This is a genomic window from Pseudomonas sp. LB3P81 (genome assembly GCF_054897965.1).
The window spans coordinates 4,682,792-4,701,500 of record NZ_JBUBVG010000001.1 but is presented as its reverse complement, the minus strand read 5'-3'; the positions used below and the strand labels follow the sequence as shown (position 1 = coordinate 4,701,500).

Genomic DNA, 18,709 nt, shown 5'->3' with positions numbered 1-18,709 from the left:
TGGTTTTGCGATGCTGGATAACTGATGACGTGAACGGCCAACCGGCCTGACGACAACCCTGGGCTCCTACACGGCTGAAAGGCCGTTCCACTAATTAGGGTCGTTGGGCATCGATTCTCATCGAGGCGCGGGGACACCCCCCCACTCAGACGCCGGATAGATGAAAGCAAGCCAAACACGTATCAAAAACAGTATTGCAGAAAAGGGGGTAACCATAGATGTAGGAGCTGCCGAAGGCTGCGATCTTTTCGGCGATTTCCTGCTCACCACCTTCTGATTGATAAGCGGATTTCCGCTCACAAAACCCTCTTACCCCCTCTAAACCGGCCCTCCCTCGATTGGCACACCTTCTGCTATAGCCCCAGCAGGCTGCGTTTTAACGCGCTCCACAAAAACAATTAAACGAAGGATCCTTCAATGGATAACTCCAACGCCCTGCCCCTTGGGTCGGCTGCCGTGCCGGTCAAAGAAAGAACCACCGCCAGTCGCATCAAATCTATTTTCAGCGGCTCGGTCGGCAACATGGTCGAGTGGTACGACTGGTACGTCTACGCCGCCTTCTCCCTGTACTTCGCCAAAGCCTTCTTCCCCAAAGGCGACACCACCGCACAACTGCTGAACACCGCCGCGATCTTCGCCGTGGGCTTCCTGATGCGCCCGATCGGCGGCTGGCTGATGGGCCTCTACGCCGACAAGGCCGGTCGCAAGAAAGCGCTGATGGCTTCGGTGTACCTGATGTGTTTCGGCTCGCTGGTAATCGCTCTGAGCCCGGGTTATGAAACCATTGGCATCGGCGCACCGATCCTGCTGATTTTCGCCCGTCTGCTGCAAGGTCTGTCGGTCGGTGGCGAGTACGGCACCTCGGCAACCTACCTCAGCGAGATGGCGACCAAGGACCGTCGCGGTTTCTTCTCCAGCTTCCAGTACGTGACCCTGATCTCCGGCCAGCTCATTGCTTTGGGCGTGCTGATCGTGCTGCAAAACATCCTGACCACCGAAGAGCTGTACGCCTGGGGCTGGCGCATTCCGTTCGCCATCGGCGCGCTGTGTGCGGTGGTCGCGCTGTACCTGCGTCGCGGGATGGAAGAAACCGAGTCATTCACCAAGAAAGAGAAGGCCAAGGAAAGCGCCATGCGCACCTTGATGCGCCATCCGAAGGAACTGATGACCGTGGTCGGCCTGACCATGGGCGGCACCCTGGCGTTCTACACCTACACCACGTACATGCAGAAATACCTGGTGAACACCGTCGGCATGAGCATCTCCGACTCCACCACCATTTCCGCTGCAACGCTGTTCCTGTTCATGTGCCTGCAACCGATCATCGGCGGGCTGTCGGATAAAGTCGGTCGTCGGCCGATCCTGATTGCCTTCGGCATCCTCGGCACGCTGTTCACCGTGCCGATCCTGACCACCCTGCACACCATCCAGTCGTGGTGGGGCGCGTTCTTCCTGATCATGGCGGCGCTGATCATCGTCAGCGGCTACACCTCGATCAACGCGGTGGTGAAAGCCGAACTGTTCCCGACCGAGATTCGCGCGCTAGGCGTTGGTCTGCCATACGCGCTGACCGTGTCGATCTTCGGTGGCACCGCTGAATACATCGCGCTGTGGTTCAAGAGCATCGGCATGGAAACCGGTTACTACTGGTATGTCACCGCGTGCATTGCCGTGTCGTTGCTGGTGTACATCACCATGAAAGACACCCGCAAGCATTCGCGGATCGAGACGGACTAATCTCGTCAGCGAAACAAAAAATGGGGCAGACCTTACCGGGTCTGCCCCATTTTTTTATGTCGACACCGCCCACTAGGAGCGAGCTTGCTCGCGATGGACGACAACGATAACGTGGGCCGCCTGAAGGAACGCGTTGTCCAAACGTTTTTCGCGAGCGAGCTCGCTCCTACAGAACGCCACCCGAACAATGCCCCAGGAAACCGCGCCATGCCCGACGACATCCACTTCTACGAACCCGCCAACGGCCACGGCCTGCCGCATGATCCGTTCAACGCCATCGTCGGCCCGCGCCCCATCGGCTGGATTTCTTCGCAGGATGCCAACGGTCGCCTGAACCTGGCGCCCTACAGTTTCTTCAACGCGTTCAACTACATTCCGCCGATCATTGGATTTTCCAGCGTCGGACGCAAAGACAGCCTGAACAACATCGAGCAGACCGGCGAGTTCGCCTGGAACCTGGCGACCCGGCCGCTGGCCGAGCAGATGAACCAGAGCTGCGCGATGGTCGGGCCGGAGGTCAACGAGTTCGAACTGTCCGGGCTGACGCCCGTAGCGTCGAAAATCATTCAAGTGCCACGCGTCGCCGAAAGCCCGGTGTCCTTCGAGTGCAAGGTCACGCAGATCATTCAGTTGCAGCGGGCCGACGGCAACGTGGTGCCGAGCTGGCTGATTCTCGGCGAAGTGGTGGCCGTGCACATTGCCAAATGGCTGCTGAAGGACGGCGTGTACGACACCGCCGCGGCAGAACCGATTTTGCGCGGCGGCGGGCCAGCGGACTATTTTCAGCTGGGCCCGGAGGCATTGTTCAAGATGTTCCGCCCGGGAGCGGTCAAGTAATTACCAGAGCAGGTCGGCGTCTTCTTTGACGTCTTTAAGGCGAGTCAGCTCTTTGGCGGCAGCCAAATCGGCCTCATTGGCGGTCTTGAAGAGTTGCCCTTCAAGAACCTTGTGAAAGCGTGGTGCCCCTGAACCACCCAGGGCTTTGACGGCAATCGCGGCGTGGTAACCGCCCTCGCCCGGTACTACAGCGGAAACAGCTTCGAAATGTTCAAAGGCTTTGCGTGCCATGTCGCGGATCCTGGCTGATTGAGAATTGCGCCATTAAACCCTCAACCTGCCATTTTGTGTACCCACGACTGGGTCTGGCCCAGCGCCTGGACGGCCGACACCTCTTTGAAGGTATGAAAATCGAGGCTGTTGACCACCAGTTCCTGCACCAGCTCGGCGAAAACGTCCATGGCCGGGGTGCTGAAGTAAGCGGTCATGGCTTGCTGATGGGTCCAGAAACCGGACACCAGCCACAACTCGGGATCGCATTGCGAATGCTGCAGGGAAAAACTCAGGCAGCCAGGCGCGGTGCGCGACGGTTCGATCAAGGCGCTCAGGCGCGCACCGAGTTCCGCCGAACGCCCGGCGCGGGCGCGGACAAAGGCCATATGACTGACGGGGATCTGCGTAGACATGTTCAACCCTCCCAAGTACTCGAGTGGCAGCCGTGGGACGGGCTGCGACAGGATCCAAGGTTAAGCGCCCGCACGCCTCCCCGTTAGTCGATTCCTGCCGGCTTGTTGCACAATCCTGCGAGACTGCATTCCGTACCTGTAACAATGTGTGACTCCTGTCGCCGAGCTGAAAGACGAGATTCAAGCAAGTTTTCCCTGCCATGGACTGCCGTAGCAGCGCACCTCTTCAACCCCGTGCAGAATCAGGCAAGCTTTTCGCAGGATGTGTCTACCGCTGTGCCTTGCACAAATTTAAGCTCAGCTCATTCCCACTGCTTCGCCGAGGATGCCCTGCATGTCGTCGCTCGATCACTTTCAAGCCCCGCTGGACGCCGACATGGAGAAACAACGCGCGGAACTGGCGGCCATCATCCGCCGCAACACCACGGAGGATGGCAATTATGCGACCGCCGTCGGATCGCTGTTCCTGGGTAAACACAGCCAGTCCCATGACTTCGCCCCGGTGCTGGCGCAACCGGCGTTGTGCATCATGGCGCAGGGGCGCAAAGAGGTCAGGCTGGCCGACGAATACTTCAATTACGATCCGCTGAATTACCTGGTGGTGTCGGTCTCCATGCCCCTGAGCGGGCGAATAGTGAACGTCACGTCTGAAGAACCGATCCTCGCGGTACGGCTGGACATCGACCCGGCGGAAATCACCGCGCTGATCGCCGACGCCGGCCCGCTCGGCGTACCGACCCGCCCTACCGGTCGCGGTTTGTATGTCGAACGGATCGACACGGCAATGCTTGACGCAGTGCTGCGCCTGGCGCGATTGCTGGACACACCGAAAGACATCGCCATGCTCGCGCCGCTGATTCGTCGGGAGATTCTCTATCGGTTGCTGCGCAGTCAGCAGGGCTATCGGCTGTATGAAATTGCCATCGCCAACAGCCAGAGCCACCGCATCAGCCAGGCGATCAAATGGCTCAACGGCAATTACGAGCAGCCGCTGCGCATTGACGATCTGGCGAAAGAAGTGAATTTGAGCGTGTCGACGCTGCATCACCGGTTCAAGGCGATGACGGCGATGAGTCCGTTGCAGTATCAGAAGCAGTTGCGCTTGCAGGAAGCGCGGCGGTTGATGCTGGCGGAAGGGCTGGAAGCGTCGGCGGCGGGGTATCGGGTGGGGTATGAAAGCCCGTCGCAGTTCAGCCGGGAGTACAGCCGGTTGTTCGGGGCGCCGCCGCTGCGGGATTTGGCGCGGTTAAGGTTGACGGTCTGATCTGATTTTTGCGGTGCTGCGACTGACGCTTTCGCGAGCAGGCTCGCTCCCACAGTTGATCGGCGGTGTTCACAATGTTGTGTTCACAGACGATCCAATGTGGGAGCGAGCCTGCTCGCGAAGAGGCCAGTCCAGTCAACCCACCTCTAGGATCAGGCGCCGAGTACGCGGCAAGCCTCAGCCGGAAGGGTCACCGACACCGGATTGCCAATGCTCAACCCAAACCCCTGACTCGGCGTGCTCAACGCCGTAAACGACACGCCCGAACACTCCACGGTCGTCTCGATCGTCGCACCGATATCCCGCACGAACGTCACCTTGCCCAGCAACCGGTTCCCCGCCGTCGCCTGCGGGTGCGACAATTGCAGGTCTTCAGGGCGGATCAACATTTTCACCCTCTCGCCGACCACGATGCTGCTGCAGATCGGCACTTCCAGCGCATCGCCACCGGGCAAGCCCACCTTGCCGTTACCCAGCGCCGTGGCCGGGAAGATGTTGCCCGAGCCGATGAAGTCCGCGACGAATTCGTTCGCCGGATGACGATAAATCTCGATCGGCGTGCCGACCTGCTGCACCCGATGCTCACCCAGCACGACAACGATATCGGCCATGGTCATCGCCTCACGCTGGTCGTGAGTCACCATGATGGTGGTGATGTTCAGGCGCTGTTGCAGTTGACGAATTTCCACCTGCATCGACTCGCGCAGCTTGGCATCCAGCGCAGACAGCGGTTCGTCCAGCAGAAGGATTTTCGGGTGGTTGGCAATCGCTCGGGCAATCGCCACGCGCTGACGTTGGCCGCCCGACAGTTTCGCCACCGGGCGATCAATCATTTCCTTTAACTGAATCAGTTCCAGCAACTCCACGACCCGCGCCTGCTGATCCGCCTTGCTGACCCCGCGCAGTTTCAGCGGATAGGCGATGTTCTCCCCCACGGTCATGTGCGGGAACAGCGCCAGGGATTGAAACACCATGCCGAAATTGCGCTGATGCGCCGGGGTGTGGCCGATGTCTTCACCGTCCAGGCGAATCTCGCCGCCGGTCAGGGTTTCGAGCCCGGCGATCATCCGCAGCAGCGTGGTTTTGCCACAACCCGAAGGGCCGAGAAAACACACCAGTTTGCCCTCGGGCAAATGCAGGTTCACATCCTTTACCGCGCAGGCCGAGCCGTAATGTTTCTCGACGTTTTCCAGAATCAGACCAGACATATGAAGCACCTCAAGAATCAGAACGAAACGCCACCTTCACCGACCAGCTTCTCCAGCGCCCAGATCAGGACGAAGTCGATCAGCACGATCAGCACGGCAAACGAAAATACGGTGGGGTCGAGTGACGATACGGTGCGGCTGTACATCCAGATCGGCACGGTCATCACGTCGATGGTGTAGAGGAAATAGGTCACGGTGAATTCGTTGAACGAGACGATGAACGCCAGCAGCATCCCCGCCAGAATCCCCGATTTCATCAGCGGCACCACCACATCGACAATCGCCCGCGTTGGCGAAGCACCGAGCATTTGCGCGGCCTCTTCGACTTCGCTGCCGATGGAAAGCATTGCCGCGGTGCAGTTTTTCACCACGAACGGCAGCGCCAGAATCACGTGGGCAATCACCAGCCGCGAGGTGGTCATCTGGAACGGCAGGCTGTCGAACACCAGCAGCAACGCCAGGCCCAGCACCACCATCGGAAACACCAAGGGCAGCGACATCAATTGCAACGCCACGGCTTTGCCGCGGAACTCGCAACGGGTCAGCGCGTAGGCTGCCGGCACTGCGATGATCGTGGCGAAGATCATGGTCAGGCACGCGACCATCAGGCTGGTGGACATGGCTTTGCCGAGGCTCAGCACATCGCTGGCATCCGGCGACACGAAGGTGTGCCAGGCAGCCTTGTACCATTGCAGGCTGTAGCTGCTCGGCGGGAAGTCGAGGTTAGACGCACCGCTGAACGACATGACGATCATGGTCAGGATCGGCAGCACCGCCAACAGCAGAATGAAGCCCGAGAGGATGCCGGCAAATTTGCCGGTATCGCCCGGCAACAGTGAGTGACGCTTCTTGATCACAGCGCTCATTGCGAAGCCTCCAGCATGCGCCGACGACGGCCGGTGATGTATTCGGACAAGGTCATGATGGCGAGCGTGGTGACGATCAGCACCACACCGGCGGCGGACGCGGCGGGCCAGTTCATCAGCGGGGCGATCTGGTCATGCACCATCACCGCCAGCATCGGCACGCGCCGGCCACCGAGCAGCAAAGGCACCACGAAACTGCTGGCGTTGTAGGCGAATACCAACGTCGCGCCGGTAATGATCCCCGGAAAACTCATCGGCAACACCACCTGACGGAACACCTGCAAACGACTGGCGCCGAGGGTGGCGGCGGCCTCTTCGTAGGTGCGGGCGACGCCGCGCATGGCGCTGGCAATCGGCAACACGGCCAACGGGAACGCGGTTTGCACCAGGCCCATCAACACGCCGTTCTGGTTGTACAGCAGCATGATCGGTCGCTTGATCAGGCCCAGGCCCATCAGTGCCTGATTGAGCATGCCGCCCGGGCCGAGAATCACCAGCCAGCCGTAGCTTTGCAGCAGCAGGTTGACCAGCAATGGCAGCAGCACCGCGGCGAGGAAGATCCTGCGCACAAACGGCGAAGTCAGGCGCGACATGGTGTAGGCCACCGGGATCGCCAGCACGACGGCGATCACCGCGCTGATCAGCGCCAGGCGCAAGGTCAGCAGCAAGGATTTGAGGTAATACGGTTCCAGCAACTGGGCGTAGCTGGCCAGGCTGAACCCGGTCCATTCCGCGCCTTTGGTGCCCACGCTCATGCGCAGCACCAGCAGGCTGGCGGCAATCAGCACGCCGAGAAACAGCATCGACGGCGAGAGGAAAAACCAGGCGCGCGCCGTCGGCGAAACACCCCGGTTGGCGCGCACTGGGGCGACACTCACCGGATGGGTCAGAGGTTGGTGTTCCATAGAAAGGGTCTCGTCAATGGAAAGCAGCAAGACTGAGATAAGGCAAAAACCTGTGGCGAGGGAGCTTGCTCCCGCTGGGTCGCGAAGCGCCCCTAATCATTCAACGCGCCTGTTCAGATACAACGCGGTGTCAGGTTTTGCGGCTGCTACGCAGCCGAGCGGGAGCAAGCTCCCTCGCCACAATGGATCTTCAGACCTCAAAAATCAGGAAGAAAAGATTTCCGTGTAACGACGAATCCATTGGTCATGCACGGTGGCCAGGAAGGCGTTGTCGTGCATGATTGCTTTCTCGGCGATCTGATCCGGCGTGAGGATGTACGGGCTCTTGCGCGCTTCGGCGGAGATGATCGCCTTGGCGTTGACCGGGCCGTTGTAGATGTCTTCAGCCATCTTGCCCTGCACCAGCGGGTCCAGAGAGTGGTTGATGAAGGCGTAGGTCAGGTCGGTATCGCCCGGACGATTCTTCGGCATCACCGAGAGCATCAGGTCGGTGTAGAAACCTTCCTTCATGCCAAACGTGGCGCCCAGGCCGTAGGCCGGATCGCGGATCTGTTTCGGGAAGAAGGCCGGCGCGTACAGGCCGCCCATGTCCAGGGAACCGGTGCGGAACAGCTCGGCGATCTGGTTCGGGTTTTCACCCAGGGTCACCACACGACTCTTCAGCTCGGCGAGTTTCTTGAAGCCAGGCTCGATGTTGTGCTCGTCACCACCGGCCAGTTTGGCGGCGATGATGATCAGGTCCATGGCCTCGGTCCAGTTCGGCGGCGGCAGGAAGATGTTCGGCGACAGGTCCGCGTCCCACAGGGCGGCGTAACTGTCCGGCGCTTCCTTGATGGAGCGGGTGCTGTAGACCAGGCTGTTGCACCAGAGCAGGTAACCGATCCCGTGCCCATTGGCGCCGGTGCGGTATTTTTCCGGTACATCGACCAGGTTGGGGATGCGGTTGAGGTCGGGTTTTTCCAGCAGGTTGGCGGCGGCCAGACCTTCGGCGCCGACGCCGGCCAGGGTGATGATGTCGTATTGCGGACGATCACCGCCGGCCTTGAGTTTGGCGACCATTTCCGAGGTACTGCCGGTGCGGTCAGCGATGACCTTGCAGCCGTACTTGTCTTCGAACGTTGCCGCGATATTGCGCAGCGCAGCCAGGCCGGTGTCATCGGACCAGGTCAGCAAGCGCAGGGTCTTGCCCTGGAAACGGGTGTCACTGGCATTGGCCTTGACGAAGGGCAAGCTCATGGCCGCCGCTGCCACCGAGGCCACGCCCACGGTTTTGATGAATTGACGTCTGTTCAGATCGTGCTCGCCCATTACGGACTCCCTTTGTTTTTTTAAGTATGAGGTTGGTCGCAACCGTTGCATCCGCGCGGCCAGATCTGCGTAAACCCTCGTATTCAAAGGGCTTGAGCTGAGCCGGCGGTTTCATCCTGAGGTCGTGCAAAACACCTGACTATCGAAAAAAATTCATTGAAGCCATGACGCCAGCGCATGCCTCCTTTCAAGGCATGCGCTCACCTTTTTCGTGCCGTCAAACGGCGCGAATCACGTGTTTGATTTCCTGGAAAGCCTGCAAGCCCCACGGCCCCAATTCGCGGCCAATGCTGCTCTGCTTGTAACCACCCCAGGCGGTCTGCGGGAAGATCACTTGCGGCGCGTTGATCCACACAAGCCCCGCCTGCAAAGCGTTGGCGACCCGATCGGCGGCCTCGGCGTCGCGCGTTACAACGCTGGCCACCAGGCCGAACTGGCTGTCGTTGGCCAGGGCAATCGCCTCGGCTTCGGACGCAAAACTGCGCACGCAGATCACCGGGCCGAAAATCTCTTCACACCACAACGCACTGTCGAGGGGCACTTCGGTGAAAATGGTCGGCTGCAAAAAATAACCGCGCGGCAAATCTGCGGGGCGATTGCCGCCGCAAATCAGTCTGGCGCCCGCACTCAAACCACGATCGATGTGGCCGAGCACGCGTTGGTATTGCGCCTGATTGACCAGCGCGCCCATTTCCACGTTCGGGTCGAACGGGTCGGCCACGCGAATGGCTTCGGCGCGCGCCTTCAGGCGCAGGAGGAATTCGTCGGCCAGTTCATCGGCGACCAGCACGCGGCTGGTGGCGGAACACATTTGCCCGGCGTTGAAGAACCCACCGCCACAGGCCACTTCCACGGCCAGTTCGATGTCGGCATCGGCCAGCACCAGCAGCGAGGATTTTCCGCCGAGTTCCAGGCTCACGCCCTTCACGGTTTCGGCGGCACGTTGCATCACTTGCACACCGACCGCGTTGCTGCCGGTGAAGGAAATCTTGGCGATGCGCGGGTCCGCCGAGAGCGGCGCGCCTACTGCCAGACCGGTGCCGCAGACCACGTTGAACACGCCCTTCGGCAACCCGGCCTCAGCGATGATCGCCGCCAGTTCCAGCTCCGGCAGCGGCGTCACTTCGGAAGGCTTGAGCACCACGCAGCAACCAGCGGCCAGGGCCGGGGCGAGTTTCCAGGCGGTGGTGACCATCGGAAAATTCCACGGCACGATCAGGCCGACCACACCGCACGGCTCACGGCGCACGCGGGCGCTGAAGTCGTCTGTGGGCAACTCGACGTTGCTGTCCTGTTTCGCGTCGAGGCCTTCGGCCAGACCGGCGTAATACTCGAACGTAGCGATCACGTCATCGACGTCGATGGCCGCTTCGAACAGCGGCTTGCCGTTGTTGCTCGACTGCAACTGCATCAACGGCTCGCGACCGGCCTGCACGCCTGCGGCGATGTTGCGCAGGATCGCGCCACGCTCGGCGCCGGTGGTTTGCGACCAGGCCTTGAAGGCTTCGGTCGCCGCGTTCACGGCCAGTTCGACAGCCTCAGCATCACCGCCATTCACAGTGGTCAGCAACGCTTCGGTAGCCGGATTGATCACGCGCAGATGTTCGCTGCCAGCCGACCATTTACCGTCAATGAACAGACCGTCGAGGGTGGTTGGTAAAATCGCAGAGAAATTCATTTCGACACCGCCTTCATCCACGACGTCTGATCAATTTCAATCAGGGTCGGGCCTTGGCGATCGGCAGCGCAACGCAGTGCATGGCGCAGTTGATCGACACCGCAGACCGCTTCAGCCGCGCAGCCCAGCGCCTTGGCGACACCGATGAAGTCCGGGGTGTAGATGTCCACGCCGACCGGTTCGATGGCGCGGTTGACCATGTATTTCTTGATCTCTTCGTAGCCCTGGTTGTTCCACAGCAGGACGATCACCGGGGTGCGCGCTTCAACGGCGCTGGCCAGTTCCGGCAGGGTGAATTGCAGGCCGCCGTCACCGATCAGGCACACCACCGGAGGGCGCGCGCCATTTTCAACGCTGCCGCCGAGCCAGGCGCCAATCGCCGCCGGCAAGGCGTAACCGAGGGTGCCGTAACCGGTGGACGAGTTGAACCAGCGGCGCGGACGCTCCGGGTTGAAGGTCAGGTTGCCGGTGTACACCGGTTGGGTCGAATCGCCGACGAACACGGCGTCCGGCAATTCGTGCAAAACGGTTTCGAGGAAGCGGGTCTGCGCCAGTGTCGGCGCGTCCCAGGTGGCGGCGAGGTCTTCGCGCAGACGTGCGGCACGGACCTGGCCCCAATCGTTGCGGCGCTCGGCCAGCGACTTGTGGGACAGCGCGCTCAACAAGGCTTGGGCCGCGTAGCGCGAGTCGGCCACCAGGGCGATTTTCGGCGGGTAGTTGCGCACGGTCTGGTCAGGGTCGATGTCCACGCGCAGCAGCACGCCGGGAATCTCGAAACCGCCGGCGAAAGTGACGTCGTAATCGGTCTCGGCCAGTTCGGTGCCGATCGCCAGGACTACGTCGGCTTCAGCTACCAGCGCGCGGGTTGCGACCAGGCTTTGGGTCGAACCGATCAGCAGCGGATGGCTGGATTCAAGCATGCCTTTGGCGTTGATGGTCAGCGCTACCGGCGCGTCGAGCAGTTCGGCCAGTTCAGTCAATTCAGCGGCGGCATCAATGGCGCCGCCACCGGCGAGAATCAGTGGGCGTTTGGCACCGGCGAGCAGGTCGGTCATACGGCTGATCGCGCTCGGCGAAGCACCGGCGCGGTCGATGTTGACCGGCAGGCTGCCGAGCAGGTCATCGGCTTCTTCGACGAGGACGTCCAGCGGAATTTCGATGTGCACCGGACGTGGACGACCGGCCTGGAACAGGGCGAAGGCGCGGGCCAATACGCCCGGCAACTCGGACGCCGACATCAAGGTGTGGGAGAACGCCGCCACGCCACCCACCAGTGCGCTCTGGTTCGGCAGTTCGTGGAGCTTGCCGCGACCGCCGCCCAACTGGCTGCGCGATTGCACGCTGGAGATCACCAGCATCGGGATCGAATCGGCGTAGGCCTGACCCATGGCGGTGGTGATGTTGGTCATGCCCGGGCCGGTGATGATGAAGCACACACCCGGTTTGCCGCTGGTGCGTGCATAACCGTCGGCCATGAAACCGGCACCCTGTTCGTGACGCGGAGTAACGTGGTTGATGCTCGAACGGGCCAGCCCGCGATACAGCTCCACGGTGTGAACCCCGGGAATGCCGAACACCTGCTCAACCCCGTAGTCTTCGAGTAACTTGACCAATACTTCGCCGCACGTCGCCATGTCTTTTGCCTTTTTGTTCGTTTGAGACGCCGGACCTGCGCAGTGTTTATGATGAGTGGGCAGGTCCAGGGATGGCCTCATTGGAACGGGCGACACGTAGCCGCAACAATGGATAAAAAGTCATACTAGCCATGTCCTCACGTCATACCTTGGATCCCAATGAAACGATTGCCTCCCCTGCCGGCGCTGCACACTTTTCTGATCACCGCGCAGTGCTGCAACTTCACCCGTGCGGCCGAACAGTTGTTCATCACCCAGGGCGCGGTGAGTCGGCAGATCGCCGGGCTGGAAGAACATCTGGGTTATGAGCTGTTCATTCGCCAGGCCCGAGGCCTGGACCTGACGGCCGAAGGACGGGAGTGGCTGCCACGGGTGCAGCAGATTTTCGGCTTGATCGACGAGGCGGTGGAGCAGATCGGCGAGAAGCGCGAAACCCTGCAACTCAAGGCACCAACCTGTGTGATGCGCTGGTTGTTGCCGCGTCTTTTGCAGTGGCAACGGGAGCGCCCGGACGTGCCGGTGGAGCTGACCACCACGGTCAAGCACGGCGTGGATTTTCATCGTGAGCAGTTCGATGCGGCGGTGATGTATGGCGCGCCGCCGGACAGTGCGCTGACGTCTTATCTGCTGTTCGATGAGCAACTGACGCCCGTGTGTTCACGACCGATGATGGAAGGCCCGACGGCATTGCAGACACCGGCGGATCTGCAACAGCACTTGCTGCTGCACCCGACAAGGGATGAGCGCGACTGGAATGCCTGGCTGAAAGCGGCGAATCTTCAATTGAGCAACGTCAGCAAAGGCCAGCATTTCGAAACGCTGGACCTGGCGATGTCGATGGCGTCTCAAGGGACGGGCGTCGCGATTGGGGACTGGTCGTTGATTGGCGATGATCTCAGCGCCGGGCGGCTGGTCATGCCGTTTGAATTGAAGGTTAAGACGGGGTTGGCGTATTACCTGGTGTTCCCGGAGAAACCCGGGCCTTCGCCGAAATTGCGCGAGTTGATGGGGTGGTTGGTGGAGCAGGCTCAATCACGTTGAGCCAAATCCTGTAGGAGCTGCCGCAGGCTGCGATCTTTTGATCTTGACTCATTGAAAATCAAAAGATCGCAGCCTTCGGCAGCTCCTACACAGTTGTGGTGTTCCTGGATTAAAACCCGACAGTAAACCGCTGACGGGAGTGCTTCGGCGTCTCCACTTCATCCAGCATCGCAATCGCATAATCGGCGAACGTAATCCAGCTGCGCCCCGCCCCGCTCACCAGCAAATCATCCTTGCCGAGCCGAAACGTACCCGTGCGCTCACCTTCGACAAACTCCGCCGACGGCGACAAAAAAGTCCAGTCCAGTTCCTTTTCCTGACGCAGGTTTTCAAGAAACAACGCACCGGCGCTGGCCTCTGCCTTGTATTCCCCCGGGAAGCCTTCGCTGTCGATCACCCGAGTACCGTCCGGCAACAACAGCGAACCGGCACCGCCCACCACCAACAAGCGTTTCACCCCGGCCTGTTTCACCGGCCCGATGACGGCGCTGGCAGGAAGGGTCGCGAAGTGCGCGGCGCTGATCACCACATCATGACCCGAGATCGCCACTCGCAACGCTTGGGCATCAAGGGCATCGACACGCTTGCTGACCACCCCGGCACGCTGGCCGATTTTCGACGTATCGCGGGCAATGGCCGTAACGCTATGACCGCGACGCAGGGCTTCTTCCAACAGTTGGCTGCCGGCACGACCGGTGGCACCGATGATTGCGATGTTGCTCATGACATTCTCCAGTTGGCTTGGGTGTATCTGAGGTAATCGGGTTAATGTGGCAAAGGTGCTTTTTGTGGCGAGGGAGCTTGCTCCCGCTGGAGTGCGAAGCGCTCCCCTGCATCACTCAGGCACACCGCATTCTCAGGTTTTACGACTGCTTCGCAGCCGAGCGGGAGCAAGCTCCCTCGCCACAAAAGCTGCTTCAGTGTCAGGTACGGCGGGTTACCACTTCATCTCACCCTTGGCGACTTTGGCGCTCAGTTCCAGCGAGCTTTCTTCGCCCAGTGTCGGGAAACGTTTTTTCATTGCGGCGATCAGCGCAGTGGCGTCTTCGGCCTTGGCGGTTGCTTCGTCGAAGGCCTTGATGTAATCGGCGGTGAACTGCACGGCAGCCAGGGAGCGGGCGCTTTCACCGAGGTAATGACCCGGCACGATGGTGTTCGGTTTCAGGGTTTCAATGCTGTGCAGCGTAGCCAACCAATCGGCGTGGGATTGCTCGGTTTGGGTGTCGGCCATCCACACGTGAATGTTTTCCGCGACGACCACGCCACCGACCACTGCCTTGATCGACGGGATCCACACAAAGGTGCGATCCGGTTGCTTGCCCTCAAGCCCCACCACCTGCAACTTCTGCCCTTCGAGCATCAGGCTGTCGCCCTTGAGCACGCCCGGCACGAGGGTTCTGGCCGGTACGTCGGCGCCCATTTTCGGGCCCCAGAACGCCAGTTTGCCGTCGACGGTTTTCTTGATGTGATCCACCGTCGGTTGCGAGGCGAGCACTTTGGCGTTGGGGAATGCAGCGGTCAGGGTGTCGAGGCCGAAGTAGTAATCCGGGTCACCGTGGCTGATGTAGATGGTGGTCAGTTGCTTGCCACTGGCGCGGATTTTTTCCACCACCTGCTCGGCCTGGGATTTGCCGAACTGCGCGTCCACCAAAATCGCGTCTTTCTCGCCGCTGACCAAAACCGAAGTCACCGGGAAGATCGCCTTGTCGCCCGGATTGTAGACATCCAGCGTCAACGTCGATGCCGCCGCGTGGGCCGCGAAACCGAGGGTGGCCGTGGCCAGCAAAATGCGCTTGAGGGAAGTGAAACCGATCATCTGTTGCTCCGTTGGTTGTCGACGCCTTTTGTAGGAGCGAGCTTGCTCGCGATGGACTTCAACACGCCGCGTTTAACCGGTAAGCACGCGTTATCGTTAACGACCATCGCGAGCAAGCTCGCTCCTACAATTGGACAGAGCTTAGTTGCCTTATTCATTACAAAAAATGCGATGCTGGAACATAGTTTGTTTCTGAAAGCGGGCAAATCATGGATCGTCTACAAGCAATGCGGGTGTTCGTCACGGTGGTCGACCTCGGCAGCCAGTCGGCCGCCGCCGATCATCTGGAGCTGTCACGGCCGGTGGTTTCGCGGTATCTGGCGGAGCTGGAAGACTGGGTCGGCGCGCGCCTGATGCACCGCACCACGCGCAAGTTGAGCCTGACTGCCGCCGGCAGCGAGATCCTGCCACGGTGTCGGCAGATGCTCGACCTGTCTTCGGACATGCAGGCCGCCGTCAGCGAACCCGACGATGCACCGCGCGGCCTGTTGCGGATCAGCGTCAGCACCTCGTTCGGCCAGGCGCAATTGGCGGATGCCATGGCCGCCTATGTCAAACGTTACCCCGGCGTCAGCATCGACCTGCAGATGCTCGACCGCACGGTAAACCTGGTGGATGAGCGCATCGATCTGGCGATTCGCACCAGCAATGACCTGGACCCGAACCTGATCGCGCGGCGGCTGACGGTCTGCCGCTCGGTGGTCTGCGCCGCCCCCGCTTACCTGCAAGAGCATCCGGCACCGACGCAGGTCGAAGACCTGAGCCAGCACAACTGCCTGACCCATTCCTATTTCGGCAAAAGCCTGTGGCATTTCGAACAGAACGGCGAACCGGTCTCGGTGCCGGTGCAGGGCAACATCAGCGCCAATGAAGCCAGTACGCTGCTGCGCGCGACGATGGCCGGCGCCGGGGTGTCGATGCTGCCGAGTTATCAGGCGGGTGTGCATATCCACAGCGGCGAACTGATCCGCCTGTTGCCCCAGGCCGAACCGCGTCAGATGAACATCTACGCGGTGTACGCCTCCCGCAAGCACATGCCCGCGGCGCTGCGCAGCCTGCTGGATTTTCTGGTGGTGAGATTTCCGGAAGAACCGGAATGGGATATCGGGCTTTAAAAGGTGTTGCCAACTCCAGGATTTGGAATGCATTACCCTGTAGGAGCTGCCGAAGGCTGCGATCTTTTGATCTTATCGGCGCCACTGAAGATCAAAATCAAGATCAAAAGATCGCAGCCTTCGGCAGCTCCTACACAACTGACCTATGCTCAAAGGAATACCCAAGGGTATTCGTTCAGAGGTCAACGCGATGAACACCAAAACAAGAAGATACCTCGCGATTTTCATCACCTGCGCGGCCTCGCTGGCGTTGTATGGCACGGCGGCGTGGCGCGTCGAGCAGTTACGGCAACTGCCCCGTGAATACGCGAGCTGTAACTTCGAGCGTTGCATCCCCCACAACGCAACCCTCAACGCCCTTCGGTAACGAAGGGGATCAGGCCTCGTTGTCCTGATCGACCTTCAAGCGGTCGCGAAAAGCCTTCGGCGAGATCCCCACCCGGCGTCGGAACAGGCGCGTGAAGTTGGTTGGATCGGAAAACCCCAACACGTCGGACATTTCGTAAATGGTCATGCTGGTGTAGGTCAGCAAGCGCTTGGCCTCCAGCAATTGCCGCTCGTGCATGATCTGCAACGCCGGTTGCCCCGCCAGTTCACGGCAGGTGCCGTTGAGGTGCGACACCGAAATCCCCAGCCGATGCGCCAGGTCTTCGACCTTGACGTGCTGACGATAGGTCTCTTCCACCAGCTGGATAAACCCGTTCAGGTATTCCCGCGCGCGCTGCGGACGCTGACTGGCAGAGCGACGCTGAAGCGCCTGACGGCTGACCCACACCATGATTACGCTGACCAGCGAATGCATGAGCATTTCCCGGGCCGGTTGATGGCCGGTGTATTCGTTTTGCAAAGCAGAAAACAGACTGTTGAGGTACTCACCGTCATTGCCGGCCAGATAACTGTCGGCCTGGGCCAGGGCATTCACCGAGTTGCCCAGTTGCGCCTGAAGATGGGCGATCAGCGGCGCGGCCAGGGTCACGACAAACCCTTCGACATCCTCCGAAAAACGATAACCGTGCACCGATAACGGCGGTAAAACCAGGATGGCCGGTTCGCTCAGCTGCGTACGTTTGCCTTCGATTTCAAGCTCTGCCTGACCTTTGAACACGAAGAGCAACTGGCACAAATCGGCGTGGCGATGGGGTTTGATTTCCCATTGGTGTTCGCGGCTGCGTTTGGAAATGGTTTCGCAATGCAACAAGTCCGGGGTCGGCCAGTCGAGGCTTTCACCGTAGAGCTTGAACACCGGTATCGAAGGCAGGTCAGGCTTGTTCATAACTTCAATCCAGGCCTAGGGAGGTGACGGGCGATAATCGCACCGATTGGCAGAATGTACAGCTATCGGCTCAGTTTTCACCTTCAATTGACAGACCCGCAAGTGAAAAATGCAAGCACTCGATCCATAAAAATAATTCACCGACCCTGGTCGCGTGGAGCTTGCGAGTCATAAAAACAATGAAAACGCTGAAAACCCAAATCGCCATCATCGGTGCCGGTCCCTCCGGATTGCTGCTCGGCCAATTGCTGCACAACGCCGGTATCGACACCCTTATCCTCGAACGCCAGACCCCGGACTATGTGCTCGGCCGAATCCGTGCCGGTGTACTCGAACAAGGCATGGTAGAGCTGCTGCGTCAGGCCGGCGTCGGCCGGCGCATGGACGCCGAAGGCCTGGTTCACGGCGGCTTCGAACTGGCCCTCGACGGGCGTCGGGTGCACATTGATCTGCAGGCCCTGACCGGGGGCAAAACCGTGATGATTTACGGGCAGACCGAGGTCACCCGTGACTTGATGGCCGCTCGTCGGGAGGCCGGCGCGCAGACGGTTTACGAAGCCGGCAACGTCGTACCCCACGGCATGAAAACCGATGAAGCGTTTGTAACGTTTGATAAGGACGGCGAAACCTGGCGGCTCGATTGCGACTACATCGCCGGTTGCGACGGTTTCCATGGCGTGGCACGGCAATCGATTCCCGCCGAATGCCTGAAGGTGTTCGAACGGGTTTATCCGTTCGGCTGGCTGGGGATTCTCGCCGACACGCCACCGGTTCACGATGAACTGGTCTACGCCCGCCACGAACGCGGTTTTGCCCTGTGCAGCATGCGTTCGGCAACCCGCACCCGTTATTACCTGCAGGTCCCGGCTTCGGATCAGGTCGAGGACTGGTCCGATCAGCGCTTCTGGGATGAGCTCAAATCCCGTCTGCCGGCTGCGCTGGACGAGTCGCTGGTGACCGGGCCGTCCATCGAAAAAAGCATCGCGCCGCTGCGCAGTTTCGTGGTCGAACCGATGCAGTACGGGCGGATGTTTCTGGTCGGCGACGCCGCGCACATCGTGCCGCCCACCGGCGCCAAAGGCCTGAACCTGGCGGCCAGCGATGTGAGTACGCTGTTCAACATCCTGCTGAAGGTTTACCGCGAAGGCCGGGTCGATTTGCTGGAGAAATACTCCGAGGTCTGCCTGCGCCGGGTCTGGAAAGCCGAGCGGTTTTCCTGGTGGATGACCTCGATGCTGCATCGCTTTGACGATCACGATGGATTCAGCCAGCGCATCAGCGAGTCGGAGCTGGACTACTTCGTCGGCTCTGAAGCGGGTCGAAAAACCATTGCGGAAAATTACGTCGGGCTTCCTTATGAGGCTATCGAATAGCTTCCTACCGACTTACACTGGCGAGCAT

General features: G+C 60.3%; 18 protein-coding genes. 7 read left to right on the top strand and 11 right to left on the bottom strand.

The window, feature by feature from the left end; all coding sequences use genetic code 11:
- Positions 1-417: 417 nt before the first annotated feature.
- Together ACYZTL_RS21815 and ACYZTL_RS21810 are read left to right on the top strand one after the other, a co-directional pair.
- Positions 418-1,737, top strand: a complete 1,320-nt coding sequence (locus ACYZTL_RS21815; RefSeq protein WP_461953477.1) for an MFS transporter — start codon at positions 418-420, stop codon at positions 1,735-1,737.
- 207 nt (positions 1,738-1,944) lie between these two features.
- The gene (locus ACYZTL_RS21810; RefSeq protein ID WP_461953476.1) at positions 1,945-2,574 is read left to right on the top strand and encodes a flavin reductase family protein; all 630 of its coding nucleotides are present in this window, start codon (positions 1,945-1,947) and stop codon (positions 2,572-2,574) included.
- Here ACYZTL_RS21810 and ACYZTL_RS21805 read toward each other — a convergent pair whose 3' ends face one another.
- Both ACYZTL_RS21805 and ACYZTL_RS21800 read right to left on the bottom strand, forming a co-directional pair.
- Positions 2,575-2,805 carry a hypothetical protein gene (locus ACYZTL_RS21805; protein WP_461953475.1) on the bottom strand — a complete coding sequence of 77 codons (231 nt, stop codon included), beginning with the start codon at positions 2,803-2,805 and terminating at the stop codon, positions 2,575-2,577. It abuts the gene before it with no gap.
- Between the two features lie 41 nt (positions 2,806-2,846).
- Positions 2,847-3,200 (bottom strand): putative quinol monooxygenase, encoded by a 354-nt coding sequence (locus ACYZTL_RS21800; RefSeq protein ID WP_461953474.1) that lies wholly within the window; start codon positions 3,198-3,200, stop codon positions 2,847-2,849.
- Positions 3,201-3,534: 334 nt separating this feature from the next.
- Between ACYZTL_RS21800 and ACYZTL_RS21795 the strand changes: the two genes are divergently transcribed.
- On the top strand, positions 3,535-4,464 hold the full coding sequence (locus tag ACYZTL_RS21795; RefSeq protein WP_461953473.1) for an AraC family transcriptional regulator: 930 nt from the start codon (positions 3,535-3,537) through the stop codon (positions 4,462-4,464).
- Positions 4,465-4,616: 152 nt separating this feature from the next.
- Here ACYZTL_RS21795 and ACYZTL_RS21790 read toward each other — a convergent pair whose 3' ends face one another.
- From ACYZTL_RS21790 to ACYZTL_RS21765, 6 genes are all read right to left on the bottom strand, one after another.
- Positions 4,617-5,672 carry an ABC transporter ATP-binding protein gene (locus ACYZTL_RS21790; RefSeq protein ID WP_461953472.1) on the bottom strand — a complete coding sequence of 352 codons (1,056 nt, stop codon included), beginning with the start codon at positions 5,670-5,672 and terminating at the stop codon, positions 4,617-4,619.
- A gap of 17 nt (positions 5,673-5,689) precedes the next feature.
- Entirely contained in the window at positions 5,690-6,538 is an 849-nt protein-coding gene (locus ACYZTL_RS21785) for an ABC transporter permease (protein ID WP_461953471.1), read from the bottom strand.
- A complete protein-coding gene (locus ACYZTL_RS21780; protein WP_461953470.1) occupies positions 6,535-7,443 on the bottom strand; it encodes an ABC transporter permease in 909 nt (302 codons plus the stop codon). The genes ACYZTL_RS21785 and ACYZTL_RS21780 overlap by 4 nt, the downstream gene beginning before the upstream one ends.
- A 204-nt stretch (positions 7,444-7,647) precedes the next feature.
- On the bottom strand, positions 7,648-8,751 hold the full coding sequence (locus ACYZTL_RS21775; RefSeq protein ID WP_461953469.1) for an extracellular solute-binding protein: 1,104 nt from the start codon (positions 8,749-8,751) through the stop codon (positions 7,648-7,650).
- Positions 8,752-8,968: 217 nt separating this feature from the next.
- Complete coding sequence (locus tag ACYZTL_RS21770) at positions 8,969-10,429, bottom strand: aldehyde dehydrogenase family protein (protein WP_461953468.1); 1,461 nt, start codon at positions 10,427-10,429, stop codon at positions 8,969-8,971.
- Entirely contained in the window at positions 10,426-12,063 is a 1,638-nt protein-coding gene (locus ACYZTL_RS21765) for a 5-guanidino-2-oxopentanoate decarboxylase (protein WP_461953467.1), read from the bottom strand. The genes ACYZTL_RS21770 and ACYZTL_RS21765 overlap by 4 nt, the downstream gene beginning before the upstream one ends.
- A 159-nt stretch (positions 12,064-12,222) precedes the next feature.
- On the opposite strand from ACYZTL_RS21765, the gene ACYZTL_RS21760 reads away from it, so the two are divergent.
- Positions 12,223-13,104: a LysR substrate-binding domain-containing protein gene (locus ACYZTL_RS21760; RefSeq protein WP_461953466.1), complete on the top strand. Its 882-nt coding sequence runs from the start codon at positions 12,223-12,225 to the stop codon at positions 13,102-13,104.
- Between the two features lie 109 nt (positions 13,105-13,213).
- On the opposite strand, the gene ACYZTL_RS21755 is transcribed toward ACYZTL_RS21760, so the two are convergent.
- Positions 13,214-13,828: an NAD(P)-dependent oxidoreductase gene (locus ACYZTL_RS21755; protein ID WP_461953465.1), complete on the bottom strand. Its 615-nt coding sequence runs from the start codon at positions 13,826-13,828 to the stop codon at positions 13,214-13,216.
- 213 nt (positions 13,829-14,041) lie between these two features.
- Entirely contained in the window at positions 14,042-14,920 is an 879-nt protein-coding gene (locus ACYZTL_RS21750) for an MBL fold metallo-hydrolase (protein ID WP_461953464.1), read from the bottom strand.
- A 209-nt stretch (positions 14,921-15,129) separates the two neighbouring features.
- Here ACYZTL_RS21750 and ACYZTL_RS21745 point away from each other — a divergent pair, with 209 nt between their 5' ends.
- A complete protein-coding gene (locus ACYZTL_RS21745; RefSeq protein WP_461953463.1) occupies positions 15,130-16,035 on the top strand; it encodes a LysR family transcriptional regulator in 906 nt (301 codons plus the stop codon).
- Positions 16,036-16,225: 190 nt separating this feature from the next.
- Complete coding sequence (locus tag ACYZTL_RS21740) at positions 16,226-16,402, top strand: hypothetical protein (protein ID WP_461953462.1); 177 nt, start codon at positions 16,226-16,228, stop codon at positions 16,400-16,402.
- 9 nt (positions 16,403-16,411) lie between these two features.
- Here the strand turns inward: ACYZTL_RS21740 and ACYZTL_RS21735 are convergent, their stop codons facing one another.
- Positions 16,412-17,308 (bottom strand): helix-turn-helix domain-containing protein, encoded by an 897-nt coding sequence (locus tag ACYZTL_RS21735; RefSeq protein WP_461953461.1) that lies wholly within the window; start codon positions 17,306-17,308, stop codon positions 16,412-16,414.
- Positions 17,309-17,496: 188 nt separating this feature from the next.
- Between ACYZTL_RS21735 and pobA the strand changes: the two genes are divergently transcribed.
- A complete protein-coding gene (gene pobA / locus ACYZTL_RS21730) occupies positions 17,497-18,681 on the top strand; it encodes a 4-hydroxybenzoate 3-monooxygenase (protein WP_461954353.1) in 1,185 nt (394 codons plus the stop codon).
- Positions 18,682-18,709 lie beyond the last annotated feature (28 nt).

What these genes read in the sequence shown, in the direction of transcription:
- ACYZTL_RS21815 (WP_461953477.1), top strand. Translation starts at nt 418, where the DNA reads ATGGATAACTCCAACGCCCTGCCCCTTGGGTCGGCTGCCGTGCCGGTC.
- ACYZTL_RS21810 (WP_461953476.1), top strand. Translation starts at nt 1,945, where the DNA reads ATGCCCGACGACATCCACTTCTACGAACCCGCCAACGGCCACGGCCTG.
- ACYZTL_RS21805 (WP_461953475.1), bottom strand. Translation starts at nt 2,805, where the DNA reads ATGGCACGCAAAGCCTTTGAACATTTCGAAGCTGTTTCCGCTGTAGTA.
- ACYZTL_RS21800 (WP_461953474.1), bottom strand. Translation starts at nt 3,200, where the DNA reads ATGTCTACGCAGATCCCCGTCAGTCATATGGCCTTTGTCCGCGCCCGC.
- ACYZTL_RS21795 (WP_461953473.1), top strand. Translation starts at nt 3,535, where the DNA reads ATGTCGTCGCTCGATCACTTTCAAGCCCCGCTGGACGCCGACATGGAG.
- ACYZTL_RS21790 (WP_461953472.1), bottom strand. Translation starts at nt 5,672, where the DNA reads ATGTCTGGTCTGATTCTGGAAAACGTCGAGAAACATTACGGCTCGGCC.
- ACYZTL_RS21785 (WP_461953471.1), bottom strand. Translation starts at nt 6,538, where the DNA reads ATGAGCGCTGTGATCAAGAAGCGTCACTCACTGTTGCCGGGCGATACC.
- ACYZTL_RS21780 (WP_461953470.1), bottom strand. Translation starts at nt 7,443, where the DNA reads ATGGAACACCAACCTCTGACCCATCCGGTGAGTGTCGCCCCAGTGCGC.
- ACYZTL_RS21775 (WP_461953469.1), bottom strand. Translation starts at nt 8,751, where the DNA reads ATGGGCGAGCACGATCTGAACAGACGTCAATTCATCAAAACCGTGGGC.
- ACYZTL_RS21770 (WP_461953468.1), bottom strand. Translation starts at nt 10,429, where the DNA reads ATGAATTTCTCTGCGATTTTACCAACCACCCTCGACGGTCTGTTCATT.
- ACYZTL_RS21765 (WP_461953467.1), bottom strand. Translation starts at nt 12,063, where the DNA reads ATGGCGACGTGCGGCGAAGTATTGGTCAAGTTACTCGAAGACTACGGG.
- ACYZTL_RS21760 (WP_461953466.1), top strand. Translation starts at nt 12,223, where the DNA reads ATGAAACGATTGCCTCCCCTGCCGGCGCTGCACACTTTTCTGATCACC.
- ACYZTL_RS21755 (WP_461953465.1), bottom strand. Translation starts at nt 13,828, where the DNA reads ATGAGCAACATCGCAATCATCGGTGCCACCGGTCGTGCCGGCAGCCAA.
- ACYZTL_RS21750 (WP_461953464.1), bottom strand. Translation starts at nt 14,920, where the DNA reads ATGATCGGTTTCACTTCCCTCAAGCGCATTTTGCTGGCCACGGCCACC.
- ACYZTL_RS21745 (WP_461953463.1), top strand. Translation starts at nt 15,130, where the DNA reads ATGGATCGTCTACAAGCAATGCGGGTGTTCGTCACGGTGGTCGACCTC.
- ACYZTL_RS21740 (WP_461953462.1), top strand. Translation starts at nt 16,226, where the DNA reads ATGAACACCAAAACAAGAAGATACCTCGCGATTTTCATCACCTGCGCG.
- ACYZTL_RS21735 (WP_461953461.1), bottom strand. Translation starts at nt 17,308, where the DNA reads ATGAACAAGCCTGACCTGCCTTCGATACCGGTGTTCAAGCTCTACGGT.